Source organism: Pseudomonas sp. Bout1, from assembly GCF_034314165.1.
In the GTDB taxonomy this organism is placed as follows: Bacteria; Pseudomonadota; Gammaproteobacteria; order Pseudomonadales; family Pseudomonadaceae; genus Aquipseudomonas.
The window spans coordinates 3,509,412-3,534,412 of record NZ_JAVIWK010000001.1 but is presented as its reverse complement, the minus strand read 5'-3'; the positions used below and the strand labels follow the sequence as shown (position 1 = coordinate 3,534,412).

The 25,001-nt window shown below is 56.2% G+C and carries 21 protein-coding genes and 2 pseudogenes; 11 read left to right on the top strand and 12 right to left on the bottom strand.

Annotation, left to right across the window (positions count from 1 at the left end; translation table 11 throughout):
* The first annotated feature begins 367 nt into the window (after positions 1 to 367).
* Genes moaA through moaE form a run of 5 tightly spaced genes read left to right on the top strand, consistent with a single transcriptional unit; the run spans position 368 to position 3,517 of the window.
* The gene (moaA, locus tag RGV33_RS16440; RefSeq protein WP_322145191.1) at positions 368 to 1,366 is read left to right on the top strand and encodes a GTP 3',8-cyclase MoaA; all 999 of its coding nucleotides are present in this window, start codon (positions 368 to 370) and stop codon (positions 1,364 to 1,366) included.
* A gap of 39 nt (positions 1,367 to 1,405) precedes the next feature.
* The gene (locus RGV33_RS16435) at positions 1,406 to 2,305 is read left to right on the top strand and encodes a bestrophin family protein (protein WP_248750254.1); all 900 of its coding nucleotides are present in this window, start codon (positions 1,406 to 1,408) and stop codon (positions 2,303 to 2,305) included.
* A 13-nt stretch (positions 2,306 to 2,318) separates the two neighbouring features.
* Positions 2,319 to 2,813, top strand: coding sequence for a cyclic pyranopterin monophosphate synthase MoaC (moaC, locus tag RGV33_RS16430; protein WP_248750253.1), 495 nt, complete (start codon positions 2,319 to 2,321; stop codon positions 2,811 to 2,813).
* Positions 2,810 to 3,061: a molybdopterin converting factor subunit 1 gene (gene moaD / locus RGV33_RS16425; RefSeq protein ID WP_248750252.1), complete on the top strand. Its 252-nt coding sequence runs from the start codon at positions 2,810 to 2,812 to the stop codon at positions 3,059 to 3,061. The genes moaC and moaD overlap by 4 nt, the downstream gene beginning before the upstream one ends.
* A gap of 3 nt (positions 3,062 to 3,064) precedes the next feature.
* Positions 3,065 to 3,517, top strand: coding sequence for a molybdopterin synthase catalytic subunit MoaE (moaE, locus tag RGV33_RS16420; RefSeq protein ID WP_322145190.1), 453 nt, complete (start codon positions 3,065 to 3,067; stop codon positions 3,515 to 3,517).
* 54 nt (positions 3,518 to 3,571) lie between these two features.
* Here the strand turns inward: moaE and glp are convergent, their stop codons facing one another.
* Positions 3,572 to 4,777: a gephyrin-like molybdotransferase Glp gene (gene glp / locus RGV33_RS16415; protein WP_322145189.1), complete on the bottom strand. Its 1,206-nt coding sequence runs from the start codon at positions 4,775 to 4,777 to the stop codon at positions 3,572 to 3,574.
* The gene (moaB, locus tag RGV33_RS16410) at positions 4,774 to 5,313 is read right to left on the bottom strand and encodes a molybdenum cofactor biosynthesis protein B (protein ID WP_322145188.1); all 540 of its coding nucleotides are present in this window, start codon (positions 5,311 to 5,313) and stop codon (positions 4,774 to 4,776) included. The genes glp and moaB overlap by 4 nt, the downstream gene beginning before the upstream one ends.
* A 285-nt stretch (positions 5,314 to 5,598) precedes the next feature.
* Between moaB and RGV33_RS16405 the strand changes: the two genes are divergently transcribed.
* Both RGV33_RS16405 and fdhD read left to right on the top strand, forming a co-directional pair.
* The gene (locus RGV33_RS16405; protein WP_322145187.1) at positions 5,599 to 6,495 is read left to right on the top strand and encodes a LysR family transcriptional regulator; all 897 of its coding nucleotides are present in this window, start codon (positions 5,599 to 5,601) and stop codon (positions 6,493 to 6,495) included.
* A gap of 18 nt (positions 6,496 to 6,513) precedes the next feature.
* Positions 6,514 to 7,341: a formate dehydrogenase accessory sulfurtransferase FdhD gene (gene fdhD / locus RGV33_RS16400; RefSeq protein ID WP_322145186.1), complete on the top strand. Its 828-nt coding sequence runs from the start codon at positions 6,514 to 6,516 to the stop codon at positions 7,339 to 7,341.
* A 296-nt stretch (positions 7,342 to 7,637) separates the two neighbouring features.
* On the opposite strand, the gene RGV33_RS16395 is transcribed toward fdhD, so the two are convergent.
* The 6 genes from RGV33_RS16395 to RGV33_RS16370 form a co-directional block, all read right to left on the bottom strand.
* Entirely contained in the window at positions 7,638 to 8,642 is a 1,005-nt protein-coding gene (locus RGV33_RS16395) for an ABC transporter substrate-binding protein (RefSeq protein WP_322145185.1), read from the bottom strand.
* Between the two features lie 45 nt (positions 8,643 to 8,687).
* On the bottom strand, positions 8,688 to 10,799 hold the full coding sequence (locus RGV33_RS16390) for a TonB-dependent receptor (protein WP_322145184.1): 2,112 nt from the start codon (positions 10,797 to 10,799) through the stop codon (positions 8,688 to 8,690).
* An 11-nt stretch (positions 10,800 to 10,810) separates the two neighbouring features.
* Complete coding sequence (locus tag RGV33_RS16385; RefSeq protein ID WP_322145183.1) at positions 10,811 to 11,575, bottom strand: ABC transporter ATP-binding protein; 765 nt, start codon at positions 11,573 to 11,575, stop codon at positions 10,811 to 10,813.
* Entirely contained in the window at positions 11,572 to 12,591 is a 1,020-nt protein-coding gene (locus tag RGV33_RS16380; protein WP_322145182.1) for an iron ABC transporter permease, read from the bottom strand. The genes RGV33_RS16385 and RGV33_RS16380 overlap by 4 nt, the downstream gene beginning before the upstream one ends.
* Before the next feature lie 154 nt (positions 12,592 to 12,745).
* Positions 12,746 to 14,302 (bottom strand): methyl-accepting chemotaxis protein, encoded by a 1,557-nt coding sequence (locus tag RGV33_RS16375; protein ID WP_322145181.1) that lies wholly within the window; start codon positions 14,300 to 14,302, stop codon positions 12,746 to 12,748.
* 148 nt (positions 14,303 to 14,450) lie between these two features.
* Entirely contained in the window at positions 14,451 to 14,894 is a 444-nt protein-coding gene (locus RGV33_RS16370) for a hypothetical protein (RefSeq protein ID WP_322145180.1), read from the bottom strand.
* Positions 14,895 to 15,626: 732 nt separating this feature from the next.
* Here RGV33_RS16370 and RGV33_RS16365 point away from each other — a divergent pair.
* Positions 15,627 to 16,043, top strand: coding sequence for a hypothetical protein (locus RGV33_RS16365; RefSeq protein WP_322145179.1), 417 nt, complete (start codon positions 15,627 to 15,629; stop codon positions 16,041 to 16,043).
* A gap of 25 nt (positions 16,044 to 16,068) precedes the next feature.
* Here RGV33_RS16365 and RGV33_RS16360 read toward each other — a convergent pair.
* Positions 16,069 to 16,233 (bottom strand): annotated as a pseudogene (locus RGV33_RS16360) (carboxymuconolactone decarboxylase family protein); the annotation flags it as partial.
* 130 nt (positions 16,234 to 16,363) lie between these two features.
* Positions 16,364 to 17,806: a mechanosensitive ion channel family protein gene (locus RGV33_RS16355; RefSeq protein WP_322145178.1), complete on the bottom strand. Its 1,443-nt coding sequence runs from the start codon at positions 17,804 to 17,806 to the stop codon at positions 16,364 to 16,366.
* A gap of 147 nt (positions 17,807 to 17,953) precedes the next feature.
* Between RGV33_RS16355 and RGV33_RS16350 the strand changes: the two are divergent.
* Positions 17,954 to 18,460: pseudogene (locus RGV33_RS16350) on the top strand (IS5 family transposase); the annotation flags it as partial.
* Positions 18,461 to 18,838: 378 nt separating this feature from the next.
* On the opposite strand, the gene RGV33_RS16345 reads toward RGV33_RS16350, so the two are convergent.
* Positions 18,839 to 19,780, bottom strand: a complete 942-nt coding sequence (locus RGV33_RS16345) for a Dyp-type peroxidase (protein ID WP_416152125.1) — start codon at positions 19,778 to 19,780, stop codon at positions 18,839 to 18,841.
* 105 nt (positions 19,781 to 19,885) lie between these two features.
* The gene (locus RGV33_RS16340) at positions 19,886 to 22,159 is read right to left on the bottom strand and encodes an FdhF/YdeP family oxidoreductase (protein WP_322145177.1); all 2,274 of its coding nucleotides are present in this window, start codon (positions 22,157 to 22,159) and stop codon (positions 19,886 to 19,888) included.
* 345 nt (positions 22,160 to 22,504) lie between these two features.
* Between RGV33_RS16340 and RGV33_RS16335 the strand changes: the two genes are divergently transcribed.
* Positions 22,505 to 23,905, top strand: a complete 1,401-nt coding sequence (locus RGV33_RS16335) for a cytochrome ubiquinol oxidase subunit I (protein WP_416152124.1) — start codon at positions 22,505 to 22,507, stop codon at positions 23,903 to 23,905.
* 37 nt (positions 23,906 to 23,942) lie between these two features.
* Entirely contained in the window at positions 23,943 to 24,956 is a 1,014-nt protein-coding gene (cydB, locus tag RGV33_RS16330; RefSeq protein ID WP_322145175.1) for a cytochrome d ubiquinol oxidase subunit II, read from the top strand.
* The last annotated feature ends 45 nt before the right edge of the window (positions 24,957 to 25,001 follow it).

Here is a 25,001-nt window from a genome sequence, read left to right as displayed (position 1 = left end):
CAAAACGCAAACCTCGTTATCAACAACTAAACGTCATTTGCGCCGACCCGTTTCACGGGCTCTACATCGGGTTGCGCGTTCAGACTATGCGCGCCTGAATACCCTGTCTAATCACAAATAATGACCACCCCATCGAAACCATCTATCAAGAAAAACAGCCTTTATTTTCAACAAGATAAAACCACAAAACCGAAATTAAAATAACAAATAAAACCTCATAGATTTCGTCGATCAGCCGGTTGCTAATAGTGATTAGACGAACTTAAAAAACAACTTTAGCCTTGACTCAAACAAGGCTCTTATTCCTATTGAGCCCCAAAAAACCAGCGCCCTGACTACGGTCAATGAGTCGCTGCCGGAGGTTCTAATGACCGACCAAATCTTGATGGATAGTTTTTCTCGCCGGGTCGACTACCTCAGGATGTCGGTGACCGACCGCTGCGATTTCCGTTGTGTGTATTGCATGGCTGAAGACATGGAGTTCCTGCCGCGCCAGCGCATCGTCACGCTGGAAGAGCTTTATCAACTGGCCGAAAGTTTTGTGACGCTGGGCACGCGAAAAATCCGCCTGACCGGCGGCGAACCCTTGATCCGCCCGGGCGTCGTTGAGCTGTGCCGGCGCATCGCGGCGCTGCCCGGCCTGCGCGAGTTGTGCATGACCACTAACGGCTCGCAATTGGGCAAGCTGGCCGCACCGCTGTTCGATGCCGGGCTCAAACGCCTGAACATCAGCCTCGACAGCCTGGACCCGGCGCGCTTTCGCGAACTGACGCGCACCGGCGACTTGGCCAAGGTGATCGCCGGTATCGACGCGGCGAATGCGGCGGGTTTCCAACGCACCAAGCTCAATTGCGTGGTGATGAAGGGACGCAACGATCACGAAATCAACGACCTCGTGGCGTTCGCCATCGACCGAGGCCTGGATATTTCGTTTATCGAAGAAATGCCCTTGGGCGTCATCAGCGAACACAGCCGTGCCGAGGCGTTCTACTCCAGCGCGCAAGTGCGCGAGCGTATCGCCGAGCGCTACACCCTGATCGACTCTGCGGAATCGACCCAAGGCCCTTCACGTTACTGGCGCCTGGCCGAGGCGCCGCATATTCGCCTGGGCTTCATTTCACCGCACAGCCATAACTTCTGCGGCACGTGCAACCGGGTACGGCTGACCGTGGAGGGCCGGCTGCTGCTGTGCCTGGGCAATGAACATTCGGTCGATCTCAAGGAAGTCTTGCGCCGTTATCCGGGTGAGCCGCAACGACTGCAGAGCGCCATTCTAGAGTCGATGAAACTCAAGCCGTACCGGCATAACTTCGAGCTCAACGATGACGTGCAGGTTGTCCGCTTCATGAACATGACGGGCGGTTGACCGCCCGGTTTTCCCTCTTTTTGCAGAAGGCTGTAGCGCATGATCGTCCGAGCCAAACCCAACCTGATCGGTGTCTTGATTTCGCTCAAGGGCTCCGTCGCCAGGCGCATCGCGCTGCGCAGCCTGCTGGTGACACTGCTGGCCTCGGCAATCGTGCTGGTCGAGACCCTGCACCCGGCGTACTTCTCCAGGGTCAACGCCACGCCCTTCACGCTGCTGGGCTTGTCACTCTCGATCTTCATGAGTTTTCGCAACAACGCCTGCTATGACCGCTGGTACGAAGGGCGCAAAGCGCTCGGCCTGATGGTGACGCAGGTGCGCGCAATGATTCGCGAAACCCAAGTCATCAAGGATGCTCGCCAGCGCCGTGACATCCTGCGCAACCTGTGCGGGTTCGCCCACGCGCTGAACGCCAGGCTGCGCCGTGAAGACGAGTTGAGCGTGGCGGAGCCTTGGCTGGACCGGTTGCCATCGGCCAACACCCCCAATATCCCGGAAAGCATCATTGGCCGTGTCACCCAGCAATGCTCGACGCTGGCCGAGTCGGGGAACATCAGCGAATGGCGCTACCAGGTGATGGCCGGGCACTTGAGCGAGCTGACCCGCACACAAACGGTTTGCGAGCGCATCAAAAGCACCCCGCTGCCCTTCCCCTACACGCTGTTGTTGCACCGCACCAGCTACATGTTCTGCATCTTGCTGCCCTTCGCCATGGCCGAGCCATTGGGTTGGCTGACGCCGCTGTTCACCGCGATCGTGAGCTACACGTTTTTTGGCCTGGATGCGATTGGCGATGAGCTGGAAGACCCCTTTGGCTACGACGAAAACGACCTGCCGACCAATGCCATCGTGCGCACTATTGAACGCGAAGTCCTCCACGCCAATGGCGCGACAGCACTGCCTCCCGTGCTGCAACCCATCGATTTCATTCTGAACTGATCCGAGGTCCCCCATGCACGAACACCCCCACTCACTGACACATCTGGACGCTGCCGGCCGGGCCAGCATGGTCGACGTCACAGACAAAGCGGCCACCACCCGTGAAGCCCAGGCCCAGGCTTGGGTGCGCATGCAGCCGTCGACCCTGGAGTTGATCCAACACAATGGACACCCCAAGGGCGACGTTTTTGCGGTCGCGCGTATCGCCGGGATCATGGCGGCAAAGAGAACCCACGAACTGATCCCGCTCTGCCACCCGTTGATGCTCAGTTCGATTCACCTCGAACTGCAGGCCGTGGAGCCCGACAGTGTGAGGATCGTCAGCACCTGCCGGCTCACCGGCCAGACCGGCGTCGAACTCGAAGCCCTGACCGCAGCCAGCGTGGCAGCCTTGACGATCTATGACATGTGCAAGGCGGTAGACCGGGGGATGATCATTGACCGTATCCAGTTGCTGAAGAAAGCGGGCGGCAAGTCGGGGACGTTTATCGCCGGTGACGCCCAATGATCCTGATCAACTACTTTGCGCGTTATCGCGATCAACTGGGCAGCGGCGGCGAGAAAATCGCGCTGGATGAGTCTTTGCGCACCCTTGAGGACGTCAGGCAACGACTGTGTGCCCGAGGTGAGATCTGGCAGCAAGTGCTGGGTGAGTCCAGCCTGATGTGCGCGCTGAATCACGAACTGTGCACCCCGGATGCCGTGATAGAGGACTTCGACGAAATTGCGTTCTTCCCACCCGTGACCGGAGGTTGACCCATGCCTGTGCAGGTTCAGACAGCGCTGTTCGATCTGGGTGAACTGACCCGCAGCGTCCACGCCGAAGACCCAGGCGTGGGCGCCGTGTCCACGTTCGTGGGTTATGTGCGCGATATCAACCAAGGGGACCCGGTCAGCGAGTTATTCCTTGAACATTACCCGGGCATGACCGAGCGCTCCTTGCAACTGATCGTCGATCAAGCCCATGAACGCTGGCCGTTGCAACGGGTGAGCATCGTGCACCGGGTGGGCGCGCTGAAGGTCGGTGAGCCCATCGTCTTTGTCGGCGTGGCGAGTGAGCATCGGCAGGCCGCCTTTGACGCCTGTGCGTTCCTGATGGACTACCTGAAGACTCGCGCACCGTTCTGGAAGCGTGAACGGACGCCGACGGGTGAGCGCTGGGTCGAGGAAAGGGAAAGTGATCGCTTGGCGCAGCAGCGCTGGGCAGTCTAGAACCTTGGTGTGGCGAGCGAGCGTGCTCGCCACACCAGGCGCACCTGACTCGCCTTAGAACAAGTCGCAAAACGGAATGAAGCGTGCCGTGTCACCCGCTTGCAGCGTGTGGCCTTCGGGAATTTCAACCAGCCCATCCGCCCACGAAGCGCCCAGCAACACGCCTGAGCTCTGGTTGGGATACAACACGGCCTTGCCCTCCTCCAGCCTGGCTCGCAGGTATTCCCGGCGATTGCCAGCTTTGGGCCAGTCAAAACTGATGTTGACCATGAAGCTCAGTGGCGTGACGTCCTCGACCCCCTGGATACGCAACAGGTAGGCCCGCGCCAGTAGCCCGAATGTCACCAACGCCGAGGCCGGGTTACCGGGCAGGCCGATCATCGGCACGTTGCCAAAGTAGCCCACGGTCAAGGGTTTGCCCGGCTTGATCGCGAGTTTCCAGAATAATGGCTTGCCGCATTCGCGCAGTACCTGGCCGAGGCAATCGGCATCGCCGGCCGAGACGCCACCGGTGGTGAGGATCAAATCGGCGGCATGTTGCAGTTGTTCCAGCTTGAGCCGGGTGCGTTGCGGCTGGTCGGGAAGAATGCCACCATCGATGACCTCGCACCCCAACGCACTCAGCCAATGGCTGAGCAAGGTGCGATTGCTGTTGTAGATGCAGCCGGGCTTGAGGGGCGTACCCGGCTCGGCCAGTTCATCGCCCGTGGACAGCAGCGCCACCCGTGGCCGCCGTACCACCGGCACATGGGTACAGCCCTGCGCCGCCGCGATGGCCAACTCGAACGGCCCGAGCCGCTTGCCGGCCGCAAGCAACACCTGGCCTGCCTGGTTCTCCTGGCCTTGCGGGCGGATGTTCTGGCCCACGCTCAGCAGTTGCGTGAAGCGCACGCGGCCGTCTTCCAGCACTTGGACGTTTTCCTGCATCTCGACGCAATTGGCCCCGGCGGGTACCGGTGCGCCAGTGAAGATGCGAGCGCAGGTGCCAGGCAACAGCGCCTCAGGCGCAACGCCGGCGAAAATCTGTTGCGACACCGCCAGCGGCTCGCCCGTCCAATCGCCGACGTTCAGGGCATAACCGTCCATGGCGCTGTTCGGCCATGGCGGCAGATCCAGGGTGGCAATCAGGTCATTGGCCAACACGCGTTGCCGCGCTTCGCCCAGTACGACCTGTTCGCTGTCTTGCAGGCGTTGTGCCTGCGCCATGGCCAGCAGGGCGGCAATGGCCTCCTCCACTGACATCAGCGGCGAACGGCTCATCCCCGTGTTCCGCACAAGGCCACCGACTTGAGGTGCGGCACGAAATTGCACGGCCGGTGGCGCGCATCGAGTTGCTCGGCGAGGATGCCTTCCCACGCCGTCCGGCAGGCGCCCGTCGAGCCTGGCAGGCAGCACACCAGCGTACCGTTGGCCAGCCCGGCCAAGGCGCGGCTCTGGACCGTGGAAGTGCCGATGTCGAGGATGGAGATCGCGCGGAACAACTCACCAAAACCTTCAATCTGCTTATCCAGCAAACAGCTGACCGCCTCGGGCGTGCTGTCGCGGCCGGTGAAGCCGGTACCGCCGGTAATCAGCACCACTTGAATCTGTTCGCTGGCGATCCAGGTCGCGACCTGCGCGCGGATCTTGTACAGGTCATCCTTGAGCAGGTTGCGTTCACTGAGGCTGTGCCCGGCTTCCAGCAGCCGGCTGACCAGCAGTTGCCCGGAGGTATCATTGGCATATTCCCGGGTATCACTGACAGTCAACACTGCAATATTCAATGGTACAAACAATGCATCCAACGTTACGCTCATCTCATTCTCCGGCAGGCCATTATCAAAATAATTGCCTGAGGCTAAAGCGCTCAAACGATGACTGTCTAATCGTTATGGCTGACCGGGTTATCGAGCCTCTCTATCACTGGTTTCCTGCGTGCCTTGGGTGGGTAATCGAGTGAATCGATCATGCCTTCAATATGGGTGATTGGACGCGCAAGCCCTACAATGAGATCGTCTGCGCATCTCACTCGCTGTGGTCCGCGAATATCGGCACTGGCACTCATGATGACCTCTTACTTTTTTCCCAGGCAGGTGCCTTAAATGGACATAAAGCAACTCAAATTTCTGATCGCGCTGGAACAGACCCGCCACTTCGGCCAGGCGGCCGCGCGTTGTCACATCACCCAGCCGACCCTGTCGATGCGCTTGCGCAACCTGGAGGATGAATTGGGCCTGGAGTTGGTCACCCGCGGCCAACGCTTCGAAGGTTTCACCCAAGCCGGTGAACGCGTGCTGGCCTGGGCCCGCACCCTGCTCGCCGCCCATGATGGGTTGTTCGCCGAAGCCGCTGCGTGTCGCGGCCAACTGGTGGGTAACCTGCGCCTGGGCCTGGTGCCGCTCAGCGGCTTCAACCCAATCAGTTACATCCAAAGGCTCTCTCACACCTTCCCGGAACTCAAGTTCAGCCTGTCGTCCATGAGCTCGGACAAGATCATCGAAGCCTTGGGCACCAACCAGCTGGACTTGGGCGTGTGTTACCTGGACCACGTCAACCCCAATTACCTGGACTTTTTCGAACTGGGCGAGACTCGCGTAGGCCTGCTATACGACACCCGCCACTACCATTTTGAAGGCACGGAAATGAGCTGGGAAGACGCCGCCGAATTGCCTCTGGGGATGATCAGCAACGGCATGCACTATCGAAAATCCATTGACCTAAGTTTTCGCAGCCGCGGCCTCGACCCCCAGTCCATACTCGAAAGCGATTCGACGTACCAACTGTTCCAGGCGATCCACGAAGGCTTTTGCTGCGCGATCATGCCGTTGGGCAGCGGCCTGAAAAACCCCATCGAGAATCTAGCGTTTATCAACCTGCCGGATGCGAGTGTGCTCGCACCACTGGGCATGGTGATGCGTAAAACCGAACCGCGCTCGGCCATCGCCGAAAAGTGTTTTGCAGAAGCTAAACAGCTGTTTGCCACCCAGGGCTCAAACTAGCGTATCGGAGGTTTACTCATGATTTGCCGAGTCGAGCAGTCCGTTGAACCAAGCGATGCCAATGCCCCGGCCCCACAGCCGGTCAACGTGTCCTATCGAGAATACGACGAAGACGCCCAGGTTGCCCAAGCGGCGCTGGCGGCGGAAATCGCCTTGGCCATTATCTACAACGGCTTGAGCCAGGCGGTGATGATGGTTTCACCCGGCAATATCGAAGACTTCATCCGGGGCTTCAGCGTGAGCAACGCAATCGTCGATAGCCTGGATGAAATCTACGACATTCAACTCACGCACTTTGACCAAGCTTGCCAGGCCGACGTACAGATCTCGAGCCGTGCGTTCTGGGCGTTGAAAGATCATCGACGGCAAATGGCGGGCACCAGCGGTTGCGGTTTGTGTGGGGTGGAGGCGCTGGAGCAGGCCCTGCCGCAACTGGAGAGTCTGCAGGTGGCACCCCTGCCGCCTAAGCAACACCTCAAGGGCCTGCGGGAGCGTATCGAAGAAGCCCAGATAATGGGAAAAAGCACGGGCGCCCTGCATGCGGCCTTGCACTTCGGTGCTGACGGCACAGCCCTGCTGTGCCGTGAGGATATCGGTCGCCACAATGCGCTGGATAAATTGATCGGGGCCATGCAACACGCCGGAGTCGATGCCCGCAGCGGCTTCACGGTGGTCACCAGCCGTTGCAGTCTGGAGCTGATTCACAAAGCGGTCAGGGCCCGTTTCGGCACCCTGGTCAGCTTGTCGGCGCCCACCGTGTTAACGGTGCAGTGGGCGCGCAAGCACCACCTCAACCTGATCCATGTGCCTCACCGAAACGCGCCGCGGATCTACAGCCCGGCCTAACTCAATTGAGCTGCGAACACACGACCCTCACCGGTATCGATTTGTAGGACGGCGTACCACTGCCCACGTCGATTTAGTCCAGCGGCACCAATTGGTTTGCCTACGGGTTTACGGACACCAGGTACCTTGCGCTTAATCTCCAGGATCACTCCACAGACAAACTCATCACCGAAGGGCGGGAGCCGATAGATGCCTAGGTGCTGCCACGACAGAGCAGCCTTGCGTAGCGTTCTACAGAGTATTGACTCACGTCTGATGATGCGTGTTCTAGAACCTAGGCCCCTTGCAACAAGGCGTCAAGGCAGACCCTGAAGCATACGCCTGGCATCGGTTTCACTCAGTGTGTAGTCGAAGAATTGCTGATAGAAGGTGATCGTCCTTTGGACCATGTTGATGTCACTGAATAGATCAGGGTGAAGCTGTTGCGCCGCCCATTCGATTTGCAGCGCCACTTCGGTGCCATAGCGGTCCCACGGGAATACCCCTGCCGGGTTGCGCAGCACGCGGCGTTGCTGAACGGCCGTCAATTGAGCCAATAGTGAGGCTTGCGCGGCTTGCTTGAGTTCCCCCGCGCCGGCCGCCACTATCACCACATCCGGTTGCCAAGCCAGCAGTTGCTCAGCCGATACCACCTGAAGGTTGCCCTTGAGCCCAACTGCCGCATTCCGCCCTCCGGCCAGCTTGATCCAGTCGTCGATCAACGTGTCGCTGCCGTCCACTTTCAGCGGGTTGATCGAATTGATGTGCAACACCCGCGGGCGCTGCTCGGTGGCAAGGCCTGCGACCTTGCGCCCTACTCTGCCAAGTTCGGCATCGAGGTAGGCGTTGTACGCCTTAGCGCGCGCGAAGGGCCGGGCACCACCGAGCGCCTGAGCAGTCGCCAGGAGCGAGTGCTGCAAGCCAGGCAAATCGGTGAACCCCATGCGCATGACAGGCAGGCCAGCCTGCTCGTAAGCTCGCGCCTGTGGATCGCTGGCCGAGGTGAAGACCAGGTCGACACGCTCGGCCAACAGGTTCTCTACGTTGAATGCCGTGGCGTCTACGCTGAGCGCGTGGTTCAGGCTCGGCAGTAGCCTGAACATCCAGGGCTGGCTGCGCGCATGGTTGACGGTGGCGACGACGCGGTCACCGGCGCCCAGTGTCATCAGTAACACGTGATGGGCGTACCAGGCATCGGCAATACGGCGGGGCTTGCCCGACAGGCTGACGGACCGACCACTGTCATCGATGACCTGCCGGGCCTGTGTATCGGCTTGTTGGGCTTCAGGTGCAGGCGCCGCGAGAGCCATCAGGCTGGTCATTAGCAGCCCGATAACCAGCGTATTGCACCGCGCCACGCCCCTCAACTACAGATCCACCTGAATAGAGGCTTGTACCATTCGCGGTAGACCGGGTGAAGCGCTGGACTGCCCTGCCCCGGTGTAGCCGTTTAAACCGCCTGGGACGATGTTGGTCCAATAATGCTCATTGCCGACGTTGGTCATTTCCAGGCGATAGACGGTATCGCGCTGCATGAGACGCGTGCTGTAACTGGTACCGATGTCAAACGTCTGATAACTGCCGACCCAATGATCGTTGCTATCATCGGTTGGGCGGGCACCGGCGTAGCGGGCGTTGAGGTTGACGGTCAGCCCGGGCACCTGATCAATACGGTATTCGGTCAACAGGCTGGCGGTTACTCGTGACAACCCTACGATACGAGTATTTTCCGTATTGGCATCCCCCGTTGATAGGAGCTTGGGGTCCAGCCAGGTGATACCGCCATACATCTTCAAATGGGTGGTGACGTTACCGTCGGCCAGGAATTCAAGACCACGATTGCGCTGCTCACCGGCAACGGCATAAACGTTATCCGCTTGCGTGTAGGCAAAAGGACGCTTGATCTGGAACGCCGCGAGCGACAGGTTGACGCCACTGACCACCCATTTTCCGCCCACCTCCCACATCCGGCTGCGATACGGAGCCAAAATACTGCCGACGTTGCTACTGCCCGCGGCTGCACTGTCGCCTTGTTGCAGGCTGTCGGCGTAAGTGAGGTAGAGCGTAAGGTCGTCGATGGGTTTGTAGATCAGGCTGCTGGCGCTGCTGATGCCCGAGTCTTCAGAAGACGTGTGCACCCCTTTCAACGTGTAGTTATCCGCCGTCAAATGGCTTTGGCTACCGCTGAGCATCAGGCTCCATTGGGGAGTGAACGTCAGGGTGTCGGCGACGATGAGCGAGCGTTGTTGAGTGTTGGCCGAATGATAACGCTGAATGAAATCCGGGTAGTCGGGCTCGACAAAGTTGGCAGGGTTGCTCAGGGAGCCTGTGCCCAGCGTCTGGGCGCTACCGGCGACCGGGTTGTAGTTGTCCCAGTCGAACCCGGTCAGGCCAAAGGTCAGTTCATGCCGGACCGGCCCGGTATTCACGCTGCCGTTGAGGCTGGCCAGGTAACTGTTGATCGTGAAGCGGCTGGCGGTGATGCTCGAGACCGAGGTGCGGTAAACACCGCTGTTATTGATCAGGGTGTTGGTCACCCCGGTCGATTCACGGTCGGCGATCTGGCGCAGTGCGCCAACATCGAGCTTCCAGTTGCCATCGAAGTCGTGCTTGAAGTGTGCGCTGGCGGTGTCGGTGGTGTTGTTGTCACCTGCGTAGCTCTGCCCCAGGTTGTTGCGCATAGGGTCAGGTGCGTTGGGCAATGTCACACCGGAAGCCACGGCGAACTTCCCCGGAAAACCTTTGGCGAGGTAGTTGTAGTGACTGAAGTTAGTCTCGATAACGCTGTCGTCGCTGAGCTGGAAATCCGTCGCCAAACTCACCAACTGCCGCCGCAAGGTACTACCAGGCGCGTAGCCATGGCCTTGTTCGTCGACAAGATTGACGCGGTATTTGATCTTGCCAGCGGGGTCGAACGGGCCACTGAGGTCGGCGGTTTTCAACCAGCTCAGGCCGGTGCCGACCCCTACCGTGACGCGGTTAAGGGTGTAATCAGTGGGGCGCTTGGAAAGCAGGTTGAACGTTCCGGCCGGGTTCGCCGGGCCATACAGGGAGCCGGAGAGACCACTGAGCACTTCAACGCCGCCAAGTTGTTCGGCTGGGTAATCGGTGGTCGAGACGATATTGAGCCCATCAAGCCGGCTGTTCTGCACCACGCTGCCTTGAAAGCCTCGGGTCTGGGGGCGTACGCCATCAGCCTGCACTGACGGCAGATAACGGATGATGTCCTTGAAGCTTTTCAGTTGCTGGCTGTCGATCAGGTCGCGAGAAACCACGCTGAGCGAATACGGCACATCCTGTAGGCGCCGCTCGCCCAGTGGACCCAGTGTCGCACTCTTGTCTCGGGCCTGCTGGGTGAGAATGTCGTCGGCATTGATGTCGATGGGCGCCAGTTGCAGTGTTTCAGCATGGGCAAACGGCACCGTTACGCTGAACAGCAACGGGACCACGGTCAAGTGGGGTGAGGTAAAGCGTCGCATGGATAAATGACTCAGCAGGGAAGGAAAAAACGGTGGCCGGCGGTATCGACCTGCCGGACTGCAACCTGGTAAAGGCGCTGCATGAGGTCGCTGTCGATGACGGCCCGGGGCGCCCCATCAGCAATCAGTCGCCCCTCGTGTAACACCAGCACGCGATTGGCCGACGCCAGTGCCTGCTCCGGACGGTGGCTGCTCGACAGAACGCTCAGGCCCTGGCCAGCGAGACGTTGCAGCAGCGCAAGCAAGCGCAATTGATGGCCGTAATCGAGCCCGGTGACGGGCTCATCGAGAATGATCAGGCGCGCCCGTTGCACCATGGCACGGGCAATCAGCACCAACTGGCGTTCGCCTCCGGACAACTCTGTATAGGGCCGCTCAAGCAGGTGCTCGATCCCCAACTCGTTCAAGGCGTGCTGAATGGCATCTGCGTCGGCAGCGTCTGGGGCCTGCCCAAGCCCCGTGACAGGCAGGCGCCCCTGGGCAACGATCTGCGCGACGCTAAAAGGAAAGCTGGGCACATGACTTTGGGGCACATACGCTAGTTGCCGCGCCACGGCGCGACGGCTAAAGCCCGTAATCGGCTGACCATCCAACAGCACTTGGCCAGCAGAGGGTTTGAGTAAGCCCAGCAGCAGGCGTAGCAAACTGCTCTTACCGGCGCCGTTAGCCCCCAGCAACGCAATATTGTCCCCCGGTTCGATGCTCAATGAGAGGTCATCGAGAATGAGGCGACGCCCTATGTAAAAGCTCAGCCGGTGTGTCGCCAACAGGGTCATAGCCAACCTCTACGCACGCGATGCAAAACCAGTACAAAGGCAACGGCACCGAAAAGCTCGGTCACGATACCCAGCGGGATTTCCCCGCTCGACACACTCCGTGCAGTACCGTCGGCCGCGAGCAGGAAGACTCCACCCAGGCAGGCGCTGACGGGCAACAAACGAAGATTGCCGGGGCCGACCAGTAACCGAGCCAGGTGCGGCACGAGCAAGCCGATCCAACCGACCATCCCGGCCAGGCTGACGGTCATCGCACAGATCAACGTGGCCAGCACAATCACGCCGTAGCGAATCTTCTGAACCGGCACGCCCAGGCTGTACGCCTCGTCATCGCTAAGAGACAGGGCATCAATGACACGACCTCCCAGGCACAGCAGCCCGATTGCCAGCGCCAGCACCGGTGCAATCCAGATGAGTGTGTGTTGGTCGACCGAGCTGAGACTTCCCAGTAACCAATAGACAATGCCTGGCAGTTGATCGACCGGATCAGCCATGTACTGAGTGATGGATAGCAACGCGGTGAACAACGCGTTGGCAACGATGCCACCGAGCACCAACAGCAGAATGGAAGAGGTCTGGAACAGATGGGCGATCCCCACGCCCACGGCCACGGCGACCAATCCGGTCGTACAGCCGAGCAAGGCGACGGGCAACGGATCCCAGTGCAGGAGGATTCCCTGGGCGGCACCGAAAGCACAGCCACTGAGTACCCCCAGCAAGCCCGGCGACACCAGCGGGTTACGAAAGACGGCCTGATACGCCGCCCCCGAGACTGACAGCCCCGCTCCCACCAATAGCCCGGCAAGGACACGAGGCAGGCGCGCGTCGATGATCACGCTGTGTACTAACTGATAACGTTCGGTGGGCATCTCGCCAAGGCCAGTCATCGTCATGACGAATTGGCACAACTCACCCACTGAGATCGCATAGCGCCCCAACAATAAGGCGAGCAACGTCGCAGCCACCAATAGAAAGAAACTGAGCCAGGGTAGAGACACACGGGGAAAGTAGAACATCAGCCACTCGATATTGCGCTATGTATAAAAGTATATAGCGATTGACGTCCTCCCACTCTGTGAAATCCCTGTCATGGAACGTCTGCAACCTATGACAGAGCGGGACGTGGCCGATCGCTTGATGCCCAGTGGTGTCAAGTTGTCACGCTTTGCGTCAAACCTTGAACCGCGCGACCAGCGCTTCCAGCTCATGCCCCAGCCGCGCCAACTCGATACTTGACGATGCGGTTTGGTCGCTGGCACTGGCTGTTTGTTCGGAAATATCGCGCACCGTGATCACGCTGCGATTGATCTCTTCGGCCACTGCGCTTTGCTGCTCGGCAGCCGCAGCAATCTGCTGATTCATCAGCTGGATGGTCGATACCGTACGGGTAATATTTTCCAGCGACGTACCCGCTCGGCGAGTGAATTCAACACTGTGCTCGCTCAATAGCAAGCTCGCTTCCATACTTGAAGACACCGCGTGAGTGCCACTTTGAACACCGGCCACCAGGCTTTCAATTTCCTCAGTGGAGCGTTGGGTACGCAAAGCCAGGCTACGCACTTCATCCGCTACCACGGCGAACCCACGCCCCGCTTCACCTGCCCGAGCCGCCTCGATCGCAGCGTTGAGCGCGAGTAAATTGGTTTGCTGGGCGACAGCCTTGATGACGTCCAGCACGCCTCCGATTTTGTCGCTTTGCTCTTTCAGATGAGCTACCGCCTCGGCTGAACGTCTCACTTCCAACGCCAACCGCTCGATCTGCTCGATGGCTTCACCCACGACCTGATCGCCTTCCCGTGCATGCTGATCCGCCATTGTCGTTGCTTCACAAGCTTCTTCGGCATTCAGTGCCACCGCTTGAACCGTGGAGGTCATTTCGTTCATGGCAGTGGCGACATGATCGGTTTCGACTCTCTGGCTGTTGACGCCAGCACTGGAGTGTTTGGTGACGACGGACAGCTCCTCTGCCGCACTGGCAATCTGCATAACGCTGCCGCTGATACCTCCGATCAGCTGACGCAAACGGCTGGTCATTTGTTGCAGGCCCATCTGCAACTGCCCCAGTTCGTCGCAACGATCAACTACGACGTCCTGGCTCAAGTCGCCAGCCGCAATCCGATAAACGTCTTTCAGCACATGCTGCAGGGGTGTGACGATCTGCCGGCCAATGACCCAGGCCACCATCACGCTTAGCACCAACGCCAGCAGTGCCACACTGACCAGCAGGGCTTTGGCAAAAGACGAATCGGTATCACGTTGTCTGTTTTGTGAGGCGATCAACTGGCCAGTCGTGTCGAGCAAGATGTCACCTTGTGCATTCATACGCGCAAACACTGACGCCAGATCAACACCCGGCTGACTCACGCTACCGAGTGCCTCGCGATACGCTTTGACGGCAGCAATCTGCTCGTCAATCAACCCCTCATCGCGGGGTGCCGCCAGCAGAACACGAGCAGCACTCAAGTGCCCAGACAGCTTATCGAGCGTTTGCTGAATCAAATGAACACTGTCCCCTTGGGGGTTGAGCTCCATGCGCACGCGATGAACACGCAGTTCCATCGTCATATCACTGACGCGAGCAATGCTCTCTACTTTAATACTGCGGTCGGTGAGTACATTAACCGCGACCCAGCCAGTGACGACCAGCAACAAGGAGAACCCCAGCGCCAGGCCGAACCCCCAACTCAGCTTAGCGCTGACGCAGATGTTACGGATCCAACCAGACATAAATACTCCAGACAATGAAAAAAACGCACTTGGATGGCCGAAGACGCCCGCTCATGGGCAGACAACTAGTCAACTTCAGAGGGCGCTGAACGCGTATTACAACGCTATAAGAGAAACGCCCCTGCAGCGCAAAGGCATAACTTTAGTATTAATTTAGTACTTCGAAGTGCTGTGGCAAGGGGCGGTTATTATTAGAGATATGACAAAATGCAAAATCACTGATCGATAATAACTGGCATGCCCTCGGCAGTGCCTCAAGTTCAGAGTAGCCACGGATGCCAATTGACTTCCAGCCCAGTATCATCGTAGAGCTATTGCGATGTACGAGGGCGACACCCGTGTGCGCACTATTGTCTTTTTCGCACCATAGCGAAACGGCAGCCGCCATGACGGCATCTAAATGCTTCCCCCCCAAGGCCTTTGCGTAAGAAGAGCACTCTAGCCAACGATATAATTTGAGATGCTGTGTCCAATCAAAAATCTGGCCACTGTAGTTGAAGTGACGAATAAAGTCGCGAAATAGCTTCTCGCCTTGTGCGTCATCCAACGTCAATAACTCCGGGCACAAATCAAATAGGGTGTTCTGATACATCAGCAAACCCTTTGCTTTTCGATATCTAGCATCTCTCATTAACTACCACCTCTTGGGCGAACCGATTGCCGCTAATGATCAACCGCACTCTGATTTTATCGCCCCCAATTCGCCACTTGTGTCGGCGTTAAGACCCAATCATCGTCATTCGGAGGTATCACTGATATATTCTCGAGCATTACAGATGGTAAAAATATAAATATTCAAAGTCGCTAAATAATTAGCATAAACTTACGCAGCATAGCCTTCCGACAATCAAGTAAAACAAAATAATATCTCTAGATTAATACCCTAAAACCATACTGTCTAATCATTCTGATCGACCAGCCTATCAATCGACTCTATCACCCCTCATGCAGTACCACTTCGGATCAGTGATAGAGCTGGCTGATCGCTTGTTAAATACTAATGATTAGACGCTCAAGAGAAGCATTTGAATTATATAAAGATATTTCAATAGGGCTCGCGCCTTGAAAGGAGCCCATGGATTTCGGTCGCACTCCTATCTATTGGCTTAGCGTTTCGCAAGCGTGACATAAACAATGAGGGCATGCTTGTAATAATTGTTGTCAGCCACCTATCATTGTACGTACTCTTGGAATTTCCTTTTCGCTCAGAAACCTATCCACTCAGAATACTTTTCGGCTCCTGACTTGCAGGGGCCGATACCGTCAGCTAGTCATCCTGAAGTCTGTTAATCGAGGTGCATTTTACTGTGTCAGGGAGATACCGATGAGTACCGATTTAAAATCCCTATGGCGGCGGGAACGTGCACGACGTGAAGCATTGTTGGATTTGAAAAGTCTATGTCCCGGCGATGCTCAAGCGAAACCGTATTTGGCTGTGCTCGATGAAATCGATAGCCAAGACCGAGCACAGCCGATTGGTGAGGCATATGCAATGTCGATTAATGAGCTTCGTGAGCTTGTGTCAGAATCACAAGTCGAGGGAGTTGATGGCTACCCTTTCGTGATTGTGCGTGACCAGCATATCCCGCAGCCTTGGCGGATGAGATTTGAAGCTGCGAGTACGCTTTCGAATCGGCTGCGTGAAGGCTGTTATGCCCACGACTGGCACCGCTTTCTGCGGCTATGGCTACACGAAACGAATCACTTGGCTGCTCACAGAAAAGAAGCCAGGAGTGATTGAGTTCGACTTGAACATAAAAGATTCTGAAGCGCCGCGTTTCCTGCCAAACCGAAAACGTATACAACCGACGCACCGTCACCCCGCTTTTGCGAGTATCCAACACACATTCATTGATCTGCGAAGCCCGTAAACGCACCAGCTCCAGTGACAACTTGCCGATAGCAGCCTCCAGCGCCAGCATCGCGTTCATGGCGTCAGACGAAACGGTGTAAAGGTCAGTACGAGTTTACATGATTATGCTCCCAAGACCGTAAGAAGTGATGCCCCGCTTAGTCACCCCACTGTCCTAGACTAATAGCCAGTTCGGTAATCCCCCGGCGTCAAGTCAGATTACGCAACCACTGCAAGAAGCCCTTTTTCGTTGGCACTACCGGCGCTTCCTGAGTCAGGTTCTGCGCCGTATGTAGTCTGAAGTCCAGCAGGTTTTTCATCGCCTCACCAATGTCATTGCGCACATCCAGGTAAGGCTTGAGGTACTCCTTCTCAATCCGGTACAGCGTGCAATAGGTCTTGGCCGTGAAGTCCGCCGATACCGCCAGGTCAGACAAGACCCCACCCTCGCCAATCACTTCCTCCGGGCCCATGCGCCCAGCTTCGAATTTGTGCCCGTCTTTGCTCAACATCACCGAGACCACGCCGGATTCAATGATAAACAGATGGTCACTGACCTCTCCGGCTGGCAAGATCATCTCGCCGGCACGGAAGGTTTGTAGGGTCATATTTTGGCTGAAGTTTTCCTTCTCCTCCTGACGCAAGGTGGAGAAGATATTCGAGCTTTCCAGCAGTGCCCGTGCCCGCGATGTGGCTGCCGGTGTCGCCACCTCGGAGGCCGACAGCAAGCTCACACCGGCCGCCGCAAGATGCCGATAGGCTAGGTCGTAGAGCTGGTTGCGCACTTCACGTTTCTGCCCCATGGCCAGCACAAAACCACTAATTTCATATTCCACCCCGTCGCTGGTGGAGGTCTTGAAAGCGACACTGGGCGCCGGGTCGACCAAGAGTGACCGGCAACCTTGCATGGCCCGCTCCAGGGCTTCTATCACCACTTGCGGTCGTGCATGGGGGCTGACTTGCACGCTGACCACCAGACCGAACATATTCGCCGGGCGCGAGAAGTTGATGATTTTGGCCTTGGCCGCCGACGAGTTGGGAATCACCGCCATGCTGCCCTGGGAGGTTTGCAGCCGCGTGGCGCGCCAGTCGATGTCAGTGACTCGGCCTTCGGTTCCATCGATGGAGATCCAGTCATCCACTTGATAGGGCTTGGTGGTGTTGAGTACGATACCGGAAAACACGTCATTTAACGTGCTTTGCAACGCCAGGCCGACGATGATCGCCACGGCGCCGGAAGTGGCCAGCACGCCCTTGACCGGCAGGTCGAGTACGTAGGCCATGGCGGCGATGATCGCAATCAGGAAGATCGCCGCGCCCATCAGCTCTTGCAGCAACCGCCCACCATGTTCGACCCGCTGCATCATCACCACGCCCAGTAACACCGTAAGGGTACGCGCGGCGTACAGCCACCAACCGATCTGCAATGCCGTGGCCGCCAGGTGCAACGACACGTCCTCCGCCCAGGGCGCAACCTGCATAGGGTTCATACCCTCGTTGAACAGCAATGTGGTAAATACGGCGAAGATCACCAACCGTACCGCCAGCTTCAAGTTGCTGGCATCGGCGGCGATCAGCCGCCACAGGAGAATGTCAGTCAGGATCAGCGTCAGGGCGCAGAACATCGGGTGATCAGAAACAAATGAGAGCATTCAGGCGACTCCTGAGTGAATGAAATTCCGGCATGCGGGGATGAAAGGTACATCGATTGCAACACCATAGCCCTTAAGAAAACTCGAGACTCGACAGGGATGGATCTGGTCGAGCACCTCCATCAGCGCCCGCTGCGCGGGTTTTCTAGGCCGGTCCAGGCCACACAGGCCAAGAAAGGTAACCAATACTTCTTCGGGGTGAAGGCGCATATCGGCGCCGATGCAGAGTCGGGACTAGTTCATCATGTTGATGGCACTGCTGCGAATGTGGCCGATGTCACGCAGGTCGCTGAGCTGTTACATGGAGAAGAACACGCGGTTTATGCAGACGCTGGATGCACCGGTGTTGAGAAGCGTAAAGAGCATAAAAATCGTGAGGTCATCTGGCAAATCGCGGCGCGGTGCAGCACGTACTCCATGCTGAATAAACGCAGCGTGCTCTACAAGGCCAAGCGCAAGATTGAGTACTGCAAAGCTCAGATACTGGCCAAGGTCGAGCATCCGTTTCGGGTGATCAAGCGTCAGTTTGGCTACGTGAAAGTGCGCTTTCATGGGCTGATGAAATACACGGCTCAACTGAACACGCTGTTCGCCCCATCGAATCTGTGGATGGCTCGAAAACAGCTGATGGGTAGGGGTGAGTTGCGCTCTTAACACTGGAGAGCGGGCGAAAACGCCCTCCCTATACGAGGCATCATTCGATTTTAGCGAATAATGCTGTTTGTCGAGTGAATTTTCGACTTGCCGCACACGCGGAAAGTTGATTGGAGCATTCTTAGAAGTAGAAATATTATACTAAATCGCAGTGCTAATAGCCCCAACCTTTGGAGGGAGTGCTTGCGTTATTTCCTGAGGAGCAGCCACCCGATCGAGATAGTAGGGCTCTCATCAAAGCGCTGTATGAGTCATCAGCGATGCCGACGAACGAGAGTTGTAGACGCTTTAGCTCTCCCTACACGTTGAGGATCAGATAACGCGATTGACCCGGCTTGGAGAGAGCAAAGCTAATAAGGAAAGAGGGTTTTCCGTCAGCTAGCGATCAGCCAACTCTTCAAGTAAATCCAACGACGGCACGAAAAAAAGGTTGCCTGTGACAGCAGTACTGAAGTCGAGCAGCCTGTCGTAATTCCCTGGTGGTTTGCCTACGAACATATTTTCAAGCATCTGTTCAAGTGGTTCGGGTGAACGAGCATAACCGATGAAAAAAGTCCCAAACTCACCTGCACCAGGTCGTCCAAACGGCATGTTGTCACGTAAGATTTTCACCTCCTCACCATCCTTCGTAATCGTCGTCAAAGAGCTGTGCGAATTGCTCGGTTTGACCGACTCATCCAGCTCGATGTCGGAAAGCTTTTTCCGCCCGATCACATTTTCCTGCGCTTCGACAGATAGCTGATTCCATGCCGCCATGTTGTGCAGATACTTCTGTACCAGCACGTAGCTTCCTCCACTGAAAGCAGGGTCTTCATCCCCCACTATCGTAAAGTTGGCTGCCTTGCGGCCTACTGGGTTTTCGGTGCCATCAACAAATCCAATGATGCTGCGCATGTCGAAATATCGAAATCCATGAACCTCATCGATGACCGTGATGGCATCGCCTAGCACAGAAGTGAACTGCGTCGCTAACTCAAAACAAAGATCCATCTGATCAGCACGAATATGCAAAAGGATATCGCCCGGAGTGGATATAGCGCGTCGCCCGTCGACACCAAACTCGCGAAACCCATGCAATGAAACTGGACGCGGACTTGCGAACAAAACGTCCCAAGCACTGGAGGAAAATCCACAGACACACGAAAGATTGCCCGCAGGGACTCGCTTGCCGACAGAGCGCGTTATCGCTGCAATATCAGCGCACCAGTTCTTCACTTTTTCTGCGGACTCTTTTCCAGCCTTGAGGGTTGCCACGATGAAAATAGCGCTGCTGGTGGTCGGGCTACACACCGCTTGTGGTTCAGGAGCATCGGTGCTCATCATTGAAATATTCCCCATAAAAGCTTCACCTAGTGGAGCAAAAAAAGGAGGCGCAAAACGCGCCTCCTCCAATTTGAGAAAGACCAACCGGATACCGTTACGTGATCAATTCAGCTCCGAGCGTATCACACGCACGGGCACCGACTTGTACGAAGGCGTTCCACTGTCCTTGTCGATGTAGTCCAAAGGTACCAGCGTGTTCGCCTCGGGATAGTATGCTCCCACTGAACCAGCCGATATTTTGTACTCAATAGCCGTAATTTTTTCGTATCGCAGCTTACGTCCAGATACGACCGTTTCGATATCCACCAAATCCCCATGAGCCAAGCCTCTCGCCGCGAGATCGGCTGGGTTCATGAACAACACATCCCTACGCCCAAAAACGCCACGATAACGATCGTCCAGTGCATAGATCGTCGTGTTGTATTGGTCATGGCTACGCAGAGTAATCAGCCGTAACACATCATCACCATCGACCTGCTTATCCTCATGTAAGCCAGGAAACACGAAGAACTCGGCCTTGCCCGATGGCGTCATCCAGATACGCTCCGTAGCCGGTAGCGGCATGCGAAAACCACCGGGAACGCGAATACGTTCATTGTAGTTCTCAAAGCCTGGAATGGTTTTCTCAATCAAGTCGCGAATCTTGTCATAGTCAGCCGAGAGCTCCATCCATGGCACTTTGCTATCAGGCAAAGTGGCCGTCGCCATACCCGCCACAATGGCTGGCTCTGAACGCAAAAATTCGGACGCCGGCGTCAACTTGCCGGCTGATGCATGAACCATCGACATCGAGTCTTCGACGGTAATTGATTGGCGCTCTCCGTTCTGTACATCGAGTTCGGTGCGGCCCAGGCAAGGAAACAGATACGTTTCCTTGGAAACCAGCAAGTGGGTGCGATTGAGTTTTGTACCGATGTGCACAGTCAAATCCAGTTTACCCATCGCCGGGAAACACTGGCCTGGATCAGGCAATGCGACCACAAAGTTTCCTCCAAGACAAAGCAGTGCTTTTGACTCGCCGGCAATCATCGCTTGCATGGCCTGCACTGAGTCGTGACCGTGCTCCGTCGGAGGTTTAAAGCCCAGCACTTCTTCGATCTTGCCAAGGAACTCACTGGAAGGTTTCTCGGTAATACCTACGGTTCGGTTTCCTTGTACATTGGAATGCCCGCGCAGCGGACATATGCCTGCGCCGGGCTTGCCGATATTGCCTCGTAGCATCAGAAGATCGCATATCAGTCTTACGTTGGCCGTTCCTTCGTTATGTTGGGTTATCCCCATTCCATACGTTACGATGGTGGCATTGGATTTCGCATAGGCCGCCGCGACTTTTTCCATGTCAGCTTTGAGTAGTCCGCTGGCAATTTCGATATCGGGCCATTCGGTGGCCAACAAGTCTGCCTTGAGCGCCTCGAAACCGTTGGTATGCTTTTCAATAAAATCATAATCAAGCACTTGCCCTACCGACTCTTCCATTTCCAACAGCGACTTCATTACACCTTTAATGGCTGCCGCATCACCACCGGCCTTGACCTGCAAATAAGTAGAGGCAATACGGGTTGAACCATAAGTTGCCATTTCAATCATGTCTTGCGGGTCGGCAAATCGCTCTAGTGCTCGCTCTCGCAATGGATTCATCACCATGATTGGAACTTTACGCCGGGAAATTTCGTGCAGCGTCCCCATCATTCTTGGGTGGTTGGTGCCTGGATTATGTCCGATAGAAATAACCAGTTCACACAGTTCAAAATCGTCCAATGACACGGACCCTTTACCCATGCCAATTGAGCGCGGCAAACCTACACTAGTTGGCTCATGGCACATGTTCGAGCAATCTGGAAAGTTGTTGGTACCTAAATTACGTGCGAACAGTTGCCACAAGTAGGCCGCCTCATTGGATGCTCTGCCTGATGTGTAAAATTCGACTTGGTTGGGTAGCAGTCCGCGTAATATTTCACCGATTCGCGCAAATGCGGTCTCCCACTCGACCGGCTGGTATGTATCAGTCGCCCGGTCGTAAACCATCGGGTGTGTCAGTCGCCCTAAATCCTCCAGTTCGAAGTCGGTACGTTTAAGCAGGGTGGCAACCGGATGTTTGGCAAAAAACTCAGGGGGGACACGTTTGTTGGTGGCCTCCCAAGTGACTGCTTTCGCGCCGTTTTCGCAGAACTGGAAGGTTGATTTATGCTCTTTATCTGGCCATGCACAACCAGGGCAATCAAACCCATCTGGCTGATTGGTTCTCATTAACGTAAGAGGAGCCTTGAGCGTATCCATCTGCTCGCGCACTGCCGTCGCAGTGGCCTTAAGTGCACCCCAACCTCCTGCGGGGCCATCGTAATTTCGAACACCGGGTACTTTTCGCTTAATCGCCATGATCGCTCCACATACGACTCATAACCATAGAGGTGAGAGCCGATAGTTGCATATTTCCTGCCGCTATAATACGGCATTACGTAACTTTCACCCTCTTAGTGAGAGGTAAACGTCACAACCACACAGCACAAAACAAATATACAACTCAGAACCCTACTTGAGAGCTCCTCTCATTAACCGAGAGAAATATTTGCTCATGATCTTCGACAGTGATCTAGAATCTAGGCGGCATGCACCACCATGTCAAGGCAAAGGAAAGCCAATAACCCGGGCTAGCGTAGTTGCCTTCCCAGCTGTATTCCCAGGCAAATTTGCACCCTTCCTGAGAGGCAGAAAAGCATGGACATAATCGATTCGACTGCAATTGATTTAGCGCGAATTCAGTTCGCGTTTACTGTTGGCGTCCACATCGTTTTCCCTGCAATAACAATAGGCTTGGCCAGCTTCCTAACGGTGTTGGAAGGTTTATGGCTTAAAACCGGACGAGATGTATATCAGGATCTTTACACTTTTTGGGTAAAGATTTTTGCCCTGAATTTCGGCATGGGCGTGGTTTCTGGATTGGTTATGGCCTATCAGTTCGGAACAAACTGGAGTGGCTTTTCCTATTTTGCAGGCAGCATCACTGGGCCGCTGTTGACTTACGAGGTACTCACCGCCTTTTTTCTTGAAGCAGGTTTTCTAGGCGTTATGCTCTTCGGCTGGGAGAAGGTTGGCCGTGGGCTGCACTTTTTTGCTACCGCCATGGTGTCGTTGGGTACCCTGATTTCAACGTTCTGGATCCTGTCATCGAACAGCTGGATGCATACGCCACAGGGATTCGAAATCGTTGGCGGTCGTGCGGTTCCTGTTGACTGGCTGGCGGTGGTGTTCAACCCCTCATTCCCGTTCCGACTCGCGCACATGGCAATCGCAGCATTCCTGGCGACTGCATTTTTTGTGGGGGCATCAGGCGCTTGGCACCTGTTACGCGGTCATGACACGCCGGCAGCTCGCACTATGTTGTCGATGGCTGCGTGGATGGCACTGATCGTGGCGCCGATTCAGGCGGTGGTCGGAGACGCTCACGGATTGAATACGCTCGAACACCAACCTGCAAAAATCGCTGCCATCGAAGGCCACTGGGAAAACGTTCCCGGTGAGCCCTCGCCGCTCATTCTGGCGGGATGGCCGGATATGAAAGCCGAAAAAACCCGCTACGCGATTGAAATTCCGGTGCTGGGCAGCTTGATTCTCACCCACAGCCTCGACAAGCAAATTCCGGCGCTCAAATCATTCCCGCCAGAAGACCGACCTAATTCAACCGTGATTTTCTGGACGTTTAGATTGATGGTCAGCATGGGAATGCTGATGATCCTTGCCGGACTATTGAGCCTGTGGCTGCGGCGCGGACAGAAGTTATACACCTCACGTCCGTTCCTGGCCTTCTGGCTTTGTATGGGCCCCTCTGGACTCATTGCGTTGTTGGCAGGATGGGTTACTACCGAAATGGGCCGTCAGCCATGGGTAGTGTACGGCCTGCTGCGAACAGTTGACGCGGTATCACCACTGACCGTTTCACAGGTCAGCATTAGCCTCGTGCTGTTCGTCCTTGTTTACTTCGTTTTGTTCGGTGCAGGCATCGCTTACATGCTCAAACTCGTGCACAAAGGGCCGCAGGCTCACGGGGCGAAACCCGCTCCTGAGGACAGCGTAGGCCAACAACGAACACCAGCCAGGCCACTATCGGCTGCAGATGAAAAATGATGTTCAGACACTTTTCCGAGATTGAGGAGCGAGCGCTATGGGCGGCATCGACCTGAGTTTGATTTGGGCATTGATCATCATCTTCGGCGTCATGATGTATGTCGTGATGGATGGCTTTGATCTAGGCATTGGATTGCTCTTTCTTGCGATCAAAGACAAAGAAGAGCGAGATGTCATGATGAACACGGTTGCACCCGTATGGGATGGCAACGAGACATGGCTGGTACTCGGTGGCGCCGGGCTTTTCGGAGCGTTTCCCCTGGCTTACTCAGTCATTCTCAGCGCGCTGTATTTGCCCCTGATCATCATGTTACTGGGCCTGATTTTTCGGGGTGTCGCCTTCGAGTTCCGGTTCAAGGCCAGTGAACGCAATCGGCATTGGTGGGATAAGGCTTTCGTCGGCGGTTCTATCGTTGCCACTTTCAGCCAAGGCGTTGCGCTCGGTGCCTTCCTTGACGGCATCCCAGTCGTCAACAATGCCTACGCAGGTGGCAGTCTCGACTGGCTTCGTCCCTTCCCGCTGTTTTGTGGTTTCGCACTGCTGGTGGCCTATGCCCAGTTGGGAAGCACCTGGCTGATCATGAAAACCGAAGGCAGATTGCAGGAGGATATGTACCGATTTTCGTCCTACTTCATCTATGCTCTGTTGTTCGTCATTGCAGTGATCAGCATCTGGACGCCGCTCGCCCATCCGGAGATCGCGCAACGTTGGTTCACGATGCCTAACCTGCTCTACTTCCTGCCTGTACCACTGCTGTTGCTGTTCTGTTTCATTGCCACATTGATCACGCTGGCGCATCGAGCAACCGCAAGTCCGTTTCTGTTGACACTGCTTGTAATTTTCCTTGGCTACAGCGGCTTGGGCATCAGCATTTGGCCCAATATCGTACCGCCGTCCATCTCTATGTGGCAGGCGGCCTCGCCGGTGGCAAGCCAGCTGTTTGCGCTGATCGGAGCACTGTTTACGCTTCCCTTCATTCTGGTCTATACCGCGTGGAGCTATTACGTTTTCAGAGGTAAAGTTAAATTGGGTGAAGGCTATCACCACTAGGTGCCAAGCCTGATAGGTCCAGGTGTCCAATTCTGAGTGCGCGGC

Coding starts and splice junctions, on each gene's coding strand:
- moaA (WP_322145191.1), top strand. CDS start 368: ATGACCGACCAAATCTTGATGGATAGTTTTTCTCGCCGGGTCGACTAC.
- RGV33_RS16435 (WP_248750254.1), top strand. CDS start 1,406: ATGATCGTCCGAGCCAAACCCAACCTGATCGGTGTCTTGATTTCGCTC.
- moaC (WP_248750253.1), top strand. CDS start 2,319: ATGCACGAACACCCCCACTCACTGACACATCTGGACGCTGCCGGCCGG.
- moaD (WP_248750252.1), top strand. CDS start 2,810: ATGATCCTGATCAACTACTTTGCGCGTTATCGCGATCAACTGGGCAGC.
- moaE (WP_322145190.1), top strand. CDS start 3,065: ATGCCTGTGCAGGTTCAGACAGCGCTGTTCGATCTGGGTGAACTGACC.
- glp (WP_322145189.1), bottom strand. CDS start 4,777: ATGAGCCGTTCGCCGCTGATGTCAGTGGAGGAGGCCATTGCCGCCCTG.
- moaB (WP_322145188.1), bottom strand. CDS start 5,313: ATGAGCGTAACGTTGGATGCATTGTTTGTACCATTGAATATTGCAGTG.
- RGV33_RS16405 (WP_322145187.1), top strand. CDS start 5,599: ATGGACATAAAGCAACTCAAATTTCTGATCGCGCTGGAACAGACCCGC.
- fdhD (WP_322145186.1), top strand. CDS start 6,514: ATGATTTGCCGAGTCGAGCAGTCCGTTGAACCAAGCGATGCCAATGCC.
- RGV33_RS16395 (WP_322145185.1), bottom strand. CDS start 8,642: ATGACCAGCCTGATGGCTCTCGCGGCGCCTGCACCTGAAGCCCAACAA.
- RGV33_RS16390 (WP_322145184.1), bottom strand. CDS start 10,799: ATGCGACGCTTTACCTCACCCCACTTGACCGTGGTCCCGTTGCTGTTC.
- RGV33_RS16385 (WP_322145183.1), bottom strand. CDS start 11,575: ATGACCCTGTTGGCGACACACCGGCTGAGCTTTTACATAGGGCGTCGC.
- RGV33_RS16380 (WP_322145182.1), bottom strand. CDS start 12,591: ATGTTCTACTTTCCCCGTGTGTCTCTACCCTGGCTCAGTTTCTTTCTA.
- RGV33_RS16375 (WP_322145181.1), bottom strand. CDS start 14,302: ATGTCTGGTTGGATCCGTAACATCTGCGTCAGCGCTAAGCTGAGTTGG.
- RGV33_RS16370 (WP_322145180.1), bottom strand. CDS start 14,894: ATGTATCAGAACACCCTATTTGATTTGTGCCCGGAGTTATTGACGTTG.
- RGV33_RS16365 (WP_322145179.1), top strand. CDS start 15,627: ATGAGTACCGATTTAAAATCCCTATGGCGGCGGGAACGTGCACGACGT.
- RGV33_RS16355 (WP_322145178.1), bottom strand. CDS start 17,806: ATGCTCTCATTTGTTTCTGATCACCCGATGTTCTGCGCCCTGACGCTG.
- RGV33_RS16345 (WP_416152125.1), bottom strand. CDS start 19,780: ATGAGCACCGATGCTCCTGAACCACAAGCGGTGTGTAGCCCGACCACC.
- RGV33_RS16340 (WP_322145177.1), bottom strand. CDS start 22,159: ATGGCGATTAAGCGAAAAGTACCCGGTGTTCGAAATTACGATGGCCCC.
- cydB (WP_322145175.1), top strand. CDS start 23,943: ATGGGCGGCATCGACCTGAGTTTGATTTGGGCATTGATCATCATCTTC.